Annotated in this window: 8 protein-coding genes; 5 read left to right on the top strand and 3 right to left on the bottom strand. The window is 68.1% G+C overall.

From position 1 onward, the window contains the following. The coding region (locus tag ACTHJR_RS17090; protein ID WP_440524491.1) for a M16 family metallopeptidase at window positions 1-2,616 on the top strand (2,616 nt) is incomplete at its 5' end. A 264-nt stretch (window positions 2,617-2,880) separates the two neighbouring features. Here the strand turns inward: ACTHJR_RS17090 and ACTHJR_RS17085 are convergent. Then, entirely contained in the window at window positions 2,881-3,579 is a 699-nt protein-coding gene (locus tag ACTHJR_RS17085; RefSeq protein ID WP_440524492.1) for a Crp/Fnr family transcriptional regulator, read from the bottom strand. Between the two features lie 186 nt (window positions 3,580-3,765). On the opposite strand from ACTHJR_RS17085, the gene murA reads away from it, so the two are divergent. From murA to ACTHJR_RS17065, 4 genes are read left to right on the top strand one after another with little or no spacing between them, the layout of a single operon-like run. Then, a complete protein-coding gene (murA, locus tag ACTHJR_RS17080; RefSeq protein WP_440524489.1) occupies window positions 3,766-5,049 on the top strand; it encodes a UDP-N-acetylglucosamine 1-carboxyvinyltransferase in 1,284 nt (427 codons plus the stop codon). An 8-nt stretch (window positions 5,050-5,057) separates the two neighbouring features. Then, window positions 5,058-6,629, top strand: coding sequence for an MFS transporter (locus ACTHJR_RS17075; protein WP_440524488.1), 1,572 nt, complete (start codon window positions 5,058-5,060; stop codon window positions 6,627-6,629). 48 nt (window positions 6,630-6,677) lie between these two features. Further along, window positions 6,678-6,992: a hypothetical protein gene (locus tag ACTHJR_RS17070; protein WP_440524487.1), complete on the top strand. Its 315-nt coding sequence runs from the start codon at window positions 6,678-6,680 to the stop codon at window positions 6,990-6,992. Next, entirely contained in the window at window positions 6,989-8,524 is a 1,536-nt protein-coding gene (locus ACTHJR_RS17065) for a methyl-accepting chemotaxis protein (RefSeq protein WP_440524486.1), read from the top strand. Before ACTHJR_RS17070 ends, ACTHJR_RS17065 begins: the two co-directional genes overlap by 4 nt. A gap of 53 nt (window positions 8,525-8,577) precedes the next feature. Here the strand turns inward: ACTHJR_RS17065 and ACTHJR_RS17060 are convergent, their stop codons facing one another. Together ACTHJR_RS17060 and ACTHJR_RS17055 are read right to left on the bottom strand one after the other, a co-directional pair. Then, window positions 8,578-10,572 carry a GMC family oxidoreductase N-terminal domain-containing protein gene (locus ACTHJR_RS17060; protein ID WP_440524484.1) on the bottom strand — a complete coding sequence of 665 codons (1,995 nt, stop codon included), beginning with the start codon at window positions 10,570-10,572 and terminating at the stop codon, window positions 8,578-8,580. Between the two features lie 192 nt (window positions 10,573-10,764). Continuing rightward, a partial coding sequence (locus ACTHJR_RS17055; protein ID WP_440524483.1) for an alpha/beta fold hydrolase occupies window positions 10,765-11,550 on the bottom strand: 786 nt, incomplete at its 5' end.

Here is an 11,550-nt window from a genome sequence, read left to right as displayed (position 1 = left end):
GGCAAGTCCGGCTTCGCGCACATGTTCGAGCATCTGATGTTCAAGGCGACGAAGAATTTGAAGTCGGAGAATTTCGATCGCCTGACCGAGGATGTCGGCGGCTATAACAACGCCTCGACCAACGACGATTACACCAATTATTACGAGGTGGTCCCGGCCAACCATCTCCAGCGCCTGTTGTTCGCCGAGGCCGACCGCATGGCGAGCCTGGTGGTCGAGCCGGTCAGCTACGCCTCCGAACGCGACGTGGTGAAGGAGGAGCTGCGCATGCGCACGCTCGCCTCTCCCTACGGCAAGCTCTATTCGATCTATTATCCCGAGATCAGCTATCGCGTGCATCCCTACGCGCGGCCCGGCATCGGCAGCCTGGAGAATCTCGAGGCGGCGACGATCGACGACGTCCGCGCTTTTCATGCGACCTATTACCGGCCCGACAATGCGGTGCTGGTGGTCGCGGGCAATTTCGACTCCGCCCAGCTCGACCGCTGGGTCGACCAATATTTCGCGGGGATCGAGCGGCCGAGCCAGCCGATCCCGCGCGTGACCGTCGTCGAGCCGCCGCGCAACGTCGCGACCCGCTATACGGTCTACGAACCCAACACGCCGCTTCCCGCGGTGCTGATCAGCTATCAGGTACCGTCGGACAACAATGCCGACATCCCGGCGCTGACCCTGCTCGACGCCATCCTGTCGCGCGGCGACAGTTCGCGGCTGTACCAGGACCTGGTCTATCGCGACCAGATCGCGCAATCGGCCAACACCTTCCTCGACACCAAGCAGGGCACCGGCGCGTTCGTCGTCACCGCGACCATGGCCGACGGCAAGAACGTCGCCGACGGCGAGAAAGCGCTCAGGGCAGAGGTCGCGCGTGCGCGCGACACGCTGGTGACGCCGGCCGAGCTGGCCCGCGCCAAGAACCAGCTGATCACCGCAACGATCGAGAGCCGCGAGACCGCCGACGGCAAGGCGTCGACGATCGCGCGCTCGGTGATCATCGACGGCGATCCGGCCGCCGCCGACAAGCAGCTCGCCGCGATCGGCCGGGTGACCGCCGCCGACATCCAGCGCGTGGCGCGCAAATATCTCAACGACAATCAGTCGGCGATGATCGACTATATGCCCGCCGAGATGGCGCCCAAGGACGGACCCAAGGGTGACAAGATCGCGGTCGCCGACACGGTCGAGGTGGCAGCGCTCAAGACCCCGGCCAATGTCGAGGTGGTCAAGCCGGCGAGCGATGCCGATCGCGTGCCGATCCCCGCGCCGGGCAAGCCGGTGGTCGCCGCGCTGCCCGCACCGGTGACGATGAGCCTCGCCAACGGCATGAAGCTGATCGTGGTCGAGAAACACGATCTGCCGCTGGTCACTGCGCAGGTCCTGGCCAATGGCGGCGGCGCCGCCGATCCCGCCGACCGGGCCGGGCTCAACAGCCTGACCGCCGACCTGATGACCAAGGGGACGAAGACGCGCTCGGCGACGCAGATCGCCAACGAGGTCGAGAAACTGGGCGGCTCGATCAGCTCGGCCGTGGGCTGGGACGCCGCGGCGGTGACGCTGGAGGTCAAGTCGGACCAGATCGCACCGGCGATGGCGGTGCTCGCCGATGTCGCGCGCAACCCGGTCTTCTCGGCCGAAGAGATCGAGCGCGACCGTGCGCAGACGATCGACGGGGTGCAGGTCCAGCTCAAGAACCCGGGCAGGCTCGCCTCGCTGGTCGCGGCGCGCACGGTGATGGGCGGCGGCCCCTATGGCCATCCGATCACCGGCACGCCGGTGTCGCTCAAGGCGATCACGCGCGGCGACGTGCAGGCGGCCTACGCGCGGACCTGGGCGCCGGGCCGGGCTACACTGGTGATGGTCGGCGACATCACGCCGGCCAAGGCGAAAGCGCTCGCCGAGGCGAATTTCGGTAGCTGGATGGCAAAGGCCGCATCATCGATGGTGCCCGCGACAGCCATCGCCAATGCCGCGCCGAGGATCATCGTCGTCGACATGCCCAATGCCGGGCAGGCCGGCGTCGTCGTGGCGCGGCCGGGGATCGCGCGCAGCGATCCCGATTTCTACGCGGCCAGCGTGGCCAACGCGACGCTCGGGGTCGGCTTCTCGTCGCGGCTCAACCAGGAAATCCGCATCAAGCGCGGCCTCGCCTATGGCGCGGGCAGCGGCATCGCGGCGCGGCGCCTGCCGGGCTATGTCGCTGCCAACACCCAGACCAAGAACCCGTCCGCCCCCGAAGGGGTCGGGTTGATCCTCGATACGATGAAGGGGATGGGCACGGCGCCCGTGCCCGATAGCGAACTCGCCTCGCGCAAGGCGGTGCTGATCGGCGATTTCGGTCGCGATACCGAGACGACAGAGGGGATCGCCGGCGTGCTCGGCGATTACGTGGTCGAGAACGTGCCCCTGTCCGAGCTGAAGGCGTTCACGCCCAAGATCGAAGGCGTCGATGCCGCGGCGGTCCAGCGCGTCGCGCAGCGGTTGCTCGATCCGACCAACGCCAGCATCGTCGTGGTCGGCGATGCCAAATTGTTCCTCGACGACCTCAGGAAGAAATATCCGAATGTCGAGGTCATCCCGGCGGACAAGGTCGATCTGGACAGCGTGTCGTTGAAGTAGGGAACCTGATAGCCGCCCGCCCTAAGTCGTCACCCCGGCCTTGTGCCGGGGTCTGCCGAGCCGCAAGTCATACCGTCGGCGACGGGAGGACGAGGCTGGCAACACGGGTTTCCCGCCACTGCCACAACGAGGCATGCCGCCCGGCGGACCCCGGCACAAGACCGGGGTGACGGGGAGAACTGGAGGCAGTTGTAAGTGCGCCCTCGCGAGCATTAACGTCGGGAGGGACGCTCGCGAATCCCTCCCGACGCCCCCCTCCGGGCTCTAACGCGCGGCCGGCAGCCAGCTCAGGTCGAGGCCTTCGTAGCGGTCGACATAATTGGCGGCGCGCAGCAGCCCGCGTTCGTTGGTGAAGGTCACGTGTCCGTTCCGGCGCGCGATCAGCCCTTCTTCCTCGATCTGGCGCAGCATGCGGTTGACATGGACCGCGGTCAGCCCGGTGGCGTCGCCGATCTCTTCCTGGGTCAGGCCGAGCGTGAAGGTGTCGGTGATCGTCTTGTCGCCGGTGCGCTGGCGATTGCGCATGTCGATCAGCACCGCCGCGACGCGCGCCTTGGCCGAGGTGCGGCCGAGCGCGGCCAGCCGGTCGGTGAGTGCCGCGCGCTCGATCTGGCTATAGACCAGCAACAAGGCCGTGAGTCGCGGATGCGCGGCGAGAATCTCGCTCAGCGCCGATCGCTCGAACGGCGCCACCACGGCATCGCTCAGCGCCGTCAGCGTCTCGGGCGCCTCGCGATAGACCAGGCTCGACAGCGCGATCACATCGCCGGGAAACAGGAAGCGCAGGATCTGGCGACTGCCGTCATCGAGCAATGTCGAGGACATCAGCATGCCCTTGCGCACCACGAACATGTCGCCGGTTCGGTCGTTCTCGCGCTGGATCGTGGCGCCGCGCCTGATCGGCCGCTCGCGCTCCTCGAGCCGCTCGAGTGCCGCGTGTTCAGCCGGGGTAAGCGTAACCAGATCGCCCAATCGCTCGGCGAAACAACTGCCTGACACGTCGAAGAATACTCCCCCGGAACTTGGGGACGTACAGAGCAGCGCGCGGGCGGCCGTGCATTAAAGTCGATCAATGGCGATAAAGTCAGTCAAATACCGTTGCCGTCGCGTCGCGCTTGCTTGGCGCGCGGCGGGCGATAGAAGCGCTTGATGGACCGTATCCTCATTCGCGGCGGCAACCGCCTCGCCGGCAAGCTGCCGATCTCCGGCGCCAAGAATTCGGCGCTGACACTCATGCCCTGCGCGCTGCTGACCGAGGAGCCGGTGACGCTGCGCAACCTGCCGCGGCTCGCCGATGTCGACAGTTTCGGCCATCTGCTCAACCAGCTCGGCGTGTCGACCGAGATCGAAGGCGCGCGGCCGAGCGATTTCGGGCGAGTCATGACGATGCGCGCCGGCCGCCTGACCTCGACCGAGGCGCCGTACGACATCGTGCGCAAGATGCGCGCGTCGATCCTGGTGCTGGGGCCGCTGGTGGCTCGGGCGGGCGAGGCGACGGTGTCGCTGCCCGGCGGCTGCTCGATCGGCAACCGGCCGATCGACCTGCATCTGAAGGCGCTCGAGGCGATGGGCGCCGAAATCGAGCTCGCCGCCGGTTACGTGAAGGCGACCGCGCCGGGCGGGCGGCTGCCGGGTGGGAGGGTCGCGTTCCCGATCGTTTCGGTGGGCGCGACCGAGAATGCGCTGATGGCAGCGGTGCTGGCCAAGGGCGGCACAGTGATCGAAAATGCCGCGCGCGAGCCCGAGATCGTTGATCTCTGCAATCTGCTGCTGGCGATGGGGGCGTCGATCTCGGGCGTCGGCAGCGAGCGGCTGGAGATCGAGGGCGTCGAGCGGCTGCACGGCGCCACCTATCGCGTCATGCCCGACCGGATCGAGGCGGGCAGCTATGCCTGCGCCGCGGCGATCACCGGCGGCGACGTCGAACTGGTCGGGGTCAAGGCCGACGACATGCGGGCGACCATCGCCGCGCTGATCGATGCCGGGGTCAAGGTCGAGGAGAAGGGCAGTTCGCTGTTCGTGTCGTCGGACGGCAAATTGAAGCCGCTGACCTTGTCGACGGCGCCGTTCCCCGGCTTCGCCACCGACATGCAGGCGCAATTCATGGCGATGCTGTGCAAGGCCGACGGCGCCAGCGTGCTGACCGAGACGATCTTCGAGAATCGCTACATGCACGTGCCCGAACTGGCACGGATGGGCGCCGACATCCAGGTGCGCGGGCGGACCGCGGTGGTGCGCGGCGTCGACCACATGGTCGGCGCGCCGGTGATGGCGACCGACCTGCGCGCCTCGATGAGCCTGATCATCGCCGGGCTGGTCGCGCGCGGCGAGACTCAGGTCAGCCGCGTCTATCACCTCGACCGCGGCTATGAGCGGCTCGAGGAAAAGCTTCAGGCGGTCGGCGCCGACATCGAACGCGTCGGCGACGGCTGAAACCGCCGATGACCCGGGGGCTCAGCACCACGCTCAACGATCGCCAGGCGCTCTGGGCATTCGCACTCGGCTGCGTCGCGGTGACGATCGGCGTGCTGATGCACCTGCCGATGTTCCTGATGGGCCGGATGACGCATTACCGGCTGGCCGGAATGCCGATGGGCTGGGACATGATGGTCGGCATGTTCCTGATCGTCGCCGGCGTCGGCGTGGCCGCTTACGGGCTGCTGCCGCGAGGCGTTGCCGACCATCGCGCCGCAAGCGGGTCGATCGAGATCTCGGCTCCCGAGGACGCGCCGCTCGGCGCGGCGCATTGGGGGCTGATGCTGGTGCTGGTGATCGCGCTGATCATCGACGTGATGAAGCCGGCGGCGCTCGGTTTCACCGTACCCGGCATGGTGGGCGAATATGGCGTGCCCAAAGCGACCGTCAGCCTGGTGCCGTTCTTCGCCCTGGTCGGCACCGTCGCCGGATCGGTGCTGTGGGGAGTGATCGCCGATATCTATGGGCGCAAGGCATCGATCCTGCTGTCGGCGGTCATGTTCGTCGGCACCTCGATCTGCGGCGCGATGCCCAGTCTCGCGTGGAATATCGGCATGTGCTTCATGATGGGCGCGGCCGCCGGCGGGATGTTGCCGGTGACTTATGCCCTGCTGGCCGAGATGATGCCGAGCAAGCATCGTGGCTGGAGCCTCGTACTGGTCGGCGGCCTGGGTGCGGTCGGCGGCTATTTCGCCGCGAGCGGATTCTCGGCGCTGCTTCAGCCGACCTTCGGATGGCGCATCTTGTGGTTGCTCAATCTGCCGAGCGGGTTGCTGCTGGTGCTGCTCGGCGGCTTCATCCCGGACTCGGCCAAGTTCCTGCTGGCGCGCGGCCGCGATGCCGAGGCGCGGATCGTCATGGCGCGGTTTGGATCGACCGCCAGGCGGCTGGCGCCCTTGCCGCCGTTGCCGGCCGGCACGGTCAGCCACGCGCTGACCGGTGCCAAGCTGGTCGGTAAGCTCGCCGCCCTGTCGATCGCCGCGGTCGCCTGGGGGCTGATCAATTTCGGCCTGTTGCTGTGGTTACCTGCCGACCTCGTCGCCAAAGGCTATTCGATGGCGGTGTCGAGCAAGCTGCTTGCCGAATCAGCGCTGATCGCCTTTCCCACCGTGTTCGTCGCGGCACTGCTCTACAGTCGCTGGAGCACCAAATGGTCGCTGGTGACGATGATCGCTATCACCTTTCTCGGGCTGGCCGGCGTGCTGCGGCTCGAGCTGGCGGGAGCCGGCAGTCCGGTGTTGCCGGTCGCGTTGCTGATCGTCGGGTCGAACGGGATCATCGCCATCCTGTTGCCCTATGCGGCCGAAAGCTTCCCGTTGCGCGTCCGCGGCCGCGCGACCGGTTGGGTCGCCGCCTGCACCAAGGGCGGCGGGGTGGCGGCGCAGGCGCTCAGCATCACCGCATTGGTGCCGGCGATGGGCGTGACGGCGGCATTGATCATGGTGCCGACCGTGTTGGCGCTGGCATTGTGCGCCTGGTTCGGGCGCGAGACGCGCGGGCGAGATCTGAGGCTGCTGGACGACGCGATCTCCGCCTGACGCGCGTGGTTAGCCGCTTGCTAACCATTTGACGCTACGGCAATCGGCGTGAAAATCGATCCAATCCGGATGTTTTTGCCGATCCAGCTGGGCGCCGTGTTCTGCGCCGTGCTGGTGTTCGCGCTCGCGCCGCCGGCGCAGGGACGCATGCTGCTGGTGCCGATCCTGCCGGGCAGCGGCGCGCACCTCGCCGCCGACGCGATCGATCGCGGCGCGCACCTGGTCGCGCCGGGCCCGGCGCCCGGATCGATCGTGGTCGACGGCACGCGTAGCCGGATCGTACCGGGCATGCTCTGGCGCGGCGTCATTCCGATGACCGCGGTGTTCGTCGATTGCGGCGATCCCAAGGGAGGGGCGCGGTGACCTCGGGCAAGGCTGGATTGCACAAGTTGCGCGCCGCCGGGCTGCGCATCCTGGTGGTTGCCGCCTGGGCCTGCACGGCGGCGCAACTGCTGATGGGCGTACTGCTCGGCAATCCCAATACCGGCATCGCCATCGCCGTGTCGGTGCTCGCCAATATCGGCCCGACCCTGGTCGCGCTGCGCGGCCGGTCCGACGCCGTCGCCCGGCTGCTGGTCGGGACGCTGGCCGCGATCCATCCGTCGATCGCGATCTATCTGTGGCAGGGCAACCCGATCCAGATGGACGTCCATCTCTATTTCATGGTCGCGCTCGCGGCCTTGATCCTGCTTTACGACTGGCGGCCGATCGCGCTCGGCTCGATGCTGATCGCCCTCCACCATGTCGCGGTCGACGTGTTCGCGCCCGATTGGGGGTTCTTCGATACCAGCGCGGTGGCGCGTGTCGCGATCCATGCGGTTGCCGTGGTCATGGAATTCGCGGTGCTGGCCTATGTCTCGGAGCGCATGCGCCTGCTGATGATCGAGCAGGACGCGGCACGCGACGACAGCGAACGCGCGGCGAGTGAAGCCAATGACCGCAAGCATGAAATCGAACGCGCGATGGAAACCGCGCGCGCCGCCGAGCATGTCGCCGCCACCGAACGCGCCGCGCGCGAGGAGAGCGAAGGCTCGGCCGCCGCACAGCGCCGTCGCGACATGCTGAGCGTCGCCGAAAGCTTCCGCGCATCGGTAGCGGAAGTCGCGGCCAATGTCGGCACCGCCTCGGTGGAACTCGAACAGCTCGCCCGCTCGCTCAACAGCGAAGCCGGGCGCGCCAGCCGCGAGACAACCGAGACCGTGGCGGTCGCGACGCAATCGTCGGAAGGGGCGGCCCAGCTCGCGACCCGCATTGCCGAGCTGACCGCATCGGTCGCGGTGATCGCCGACGCGGTCGAGCGGCAGGCCCAGCTGTCGGGCGACGCGCGTCGCTCGTCGGGCTCGGGGCATCACGCGGTCCGCACGCTGACCGACCAGATCCAGTCGATCGGCGGGTTCGCCGAATCGATCCACGACATCGCCGCGCGCACCAACCTGCTCGCGCTCAACGCCACGATCGAGGCCGCGCGGGCGGGCGAGGTCGGGCGCGGCTTCGGCGTCGTCGCCAATGAGGTGAAGTCGCTGGCCGGCCAGGCGGCAGGGGCGACCGGCGAGATCCGCTTGCTGGCCGGTGCGGTCGAAGGCGATGCCGGCATCGCGACCGGCGCGCTCGAGGAGATTTCGCGGATGGTCGCCGATCTCGCAGAGGCGGCGCAGGCGATCCGCCAGTCGGTCGACGACCAGCGCGGGACGACCTCGGCGATCGAGGAGACCGCGCGCGAGACCGCGCTCGGCGCGACCCTGATCGCGGGACAGATCGCGAGCATCGCGCAGGTCGCGGAGAATACCGAGAAACTGTCGGGGCGTGTCGCTCATGCAGCGGCTGGGCTCGCCGCGACGGCGCGCGATCTCAACGGCGCGACCGAGCGCTTCGTGGCGCAGCTCGGGGCAGCCTGAATTTCGGGCTCGACGTCCCCTCCCTTGCAGGGAGGAGATCAGGCGTGCTCGCCTTAGAACGGCGCGATCGCGGTGGCGTAGTGTGCCATGGCCATGGTCGTGAGCTGGGCGTTGACGCGGATGCAGCTGGCGAAGGTGCTGGCATCGGTGACCAGCACATTGGCGGTGCCGTGCACCCGGCAATCGAGATCGACCACGCCATGCTCGCGATCCTTGCCCCGCGCGTTGCCGCCCTGCGGGTGCGAGCTCGACAAGGTGACGTCGTCGGCCTCGCTGATCGCGCGCTCGAAAAAGGCGTCGACATCGTCACCGGGCTTGAGCGTCTGGCCGCGCGCCAGCGCCGGATAGACTTCTTCCGCGCCCGCCGCGAAATGGACCTTGGTCAGGGTCGCCAGCGCGCGCTTGAGCAGCGGCAGCTCGACATCGTCGCGCAATTTGAAGCTGAGCCCCGAATCGATCAATTGCCCGCAGCGGTCGGCCGGGAACAGGATTCCGGCCGACGCCAGCCGCCCGTAATTGCGCATTCTTTTGGCATGGTCGCCGAACCAGCCGGGCATCAGCGTCGACATGCTCATCGGCGGCTGGAAATGCGATTCGAGCAGGAAGTCGCCGCGGTCGACATAGGTCGCCATCTGGTCCTCGTCCCAACTGCGCATCGACTGCTCGCCGGGCATCAACGCGACGACGGGGCAGGCGATGTTGAGCGAGACGCCGGTGCCGGTGCCGTCGATCCCGCTCGCCGCCAGGATGCGGCTCGACGCCATCGTGCCGGCGGCGACTACCACACCCTCTCGTGCGCGGATGAAATGCTTGCGGCCGTCGGCGAGCACTACCTCGACTCCGGTCGCGCGGCGCTTGTCCCAGTCGAGCGGCGTCTCCCAGCGGATCGCCTTGACCGTCGTATCGGGCAGGATGCGCGCGCCGCTCTTGCGCGCGTCGAGCAGGAAGGACTGCGCCATGCCCTGCTTACGCCCATAAGGGCAGCCGGTGTTGCAATAGCCGCAATAGGCACACGCCGCGCCGGCCGAATCCGGGCCGTAATTCTTGCTGAACCACGGCGCGGGCGCGGCCTGGTCGAGCGGCAGCCGGGTGGCGGCGGCATGCGCCGCCCAGCCGCGCTGCAGATGCGGACCGTTGTTGCGCGCCGCACGGGTATCGATCGGGCCGACCGACAAGCGTTGCTCGACCGCACGATAGGCGGCGTCGAACCGCCCTGCGTCGACCGGTGCCCCGAGCTCGGCCCATTTGGCGAACACGTCCGGCGCTTGCGGATGGGTCAGTCCGGGCTGGTTGACGCGCAGGCAGATGCCATTGTTGATCACGGTCGATCCGCCGACGACGCGGCCCTGGAACACGACGATATCGTGGTCGCGGCTGGTCTGGACGCCACCGTCGACGAACAGCCGCGCGGTCATCTCCCATTCGCGATGATTGATCCGTGACGAGGGGTAGAAAGGCCCCGCCTCGACCACCAGCACGTCATGCCCCTGCGCGGCGAGCGTCGCGGCGGCGACCGCACCGCCGGCACCCGATCCAATCACGATCACGCCGGCCTCGTCGGGCGCCTCGCTCAACATGTCGGCATCCGTCAGGTCGCGACCGGGATAATCGGTGATCGGTACTTCGCCCGGCGCCGAGCGGTCGCGATGCGCGGGCAAGGTGAAACCGATCTGCGCGAACACCGGATTGTCGCGATTGTCGTCCTGGGTCTCGCCCTGCCAATGGCCGTAATAGCCGGCGTAGACGACGCTCCTGACCCGAGCGAGGTCCTGCATCAGGTCGTTGCGCGTGCGTTCGAGCCGTCGCGCCACCTGGCGTGCGCGCCACGCCGGGCTGAGGATCAGGAACAGGGGGCCGCCCATGACCAGGCACAGCAGATAGAGGCTGAGCCCGATCTCGGTCGCCTTGTTGCCCTTCACCAGCGCGAATTGGCGCTGCAGATTGGCGACCACCTGGCTCGACGGGATCGCCATGTCGATATCGTGGAACAGCGCCTCGGCCAGCGCCTTCAGGATCGCCGCCTGGACGATGTTGAACGGCTTCCCCATGCCTTCCCCCCTGTTCCCGTCCCGCTTTCCATAGCGGGGTCGGACGCCATCCGAAATCGCGTTCACGGTCACAATGAAGCTAATTCCCCTCCCGCTTGCGGGAGGGGTTAGGGGAGGGCTTGTTCCGCTCTTCCCGGGTAAACGACACGCCCTCCCCCGGCCCCTCCCGCAAGCGGGCGGGGAGAAGAGGCGCTACGGCGATGGCGAGAGGAACCCGACGATCGCCTTGGCGATCGCCTCCGGCCGTTCCGGCAGCAAGGCATGGCCCGCTTTCGCCACCGGCACGACGGTGACCCGATCGGGGAACTCCGCCGCCAGGATATCGGCCGAATCGGCGCGCGGGGCGATGCGGTCGGTTTCGCCCTGGATCACCAGCATCGGGCAAGTGCCGCCGGCCCACCAGGAGTCGACCGGCGTGGCGCGGACCGCGGCACCCTGGGTTCTCGCCGTCGCCGGATGCCAGCCGCGCCGCCAATGATCGGGCACGTCATTGCTATGGTAGAAGAAGCCATAAGCGACGCAGGCGAAATGCTCTTCCGCCGGCTGGTCGGGATTGAAGCAGGCGAGCAGAGCTTCGAACGCGAGGCCGGGGATCGGATATTTGCCGCCCGCCGCGATCAGTACCAACCGGGCGACGGCGTCGGGATGACCCGCCGCGGTGGCGCGAGCCAGCCGGTTGCCGAACGCATGGCCGATCAGCGTCGCCGGCGCGGCCTGCTCGGCGCGGATCACGGCGGCGACGTCCTCGGCGAGATCGGCCAGCGATACCGGCCCGGCGGGCAGGTCGCTCAGCCCGACGCCCGGCGGGTCGATCGCGATCGTACGACGACTGGCCGCCAGCGCCGCGGTTAGTTCGTTGAAGTCGCTCGCCTCGCGGCCCAGGCTCGGCAGCAGCACCACCGCAGGCCCCGCGCCGCGGACGAAATAGCCGATCCTTCGCCCAGCGCGGACGATCGACCTTCCGTCCCCGTCACAGGG

Origin of the sequence: Sphingomonas sp. (assembly GCF_051962185.1) — a bacterium.
In the GTDB taxonomy this organism is placed as follows: domain Bacteria; phylum Pseudomonadota; class Alphaproteobacteria; order Sphingomonadales; family Sphingomonadaceae; genus Sphingomonas.
Note: the sequence above shows the minus strand (reverse complement) of the source record. Positions and strands in the feature narration are given on the sequence as shown.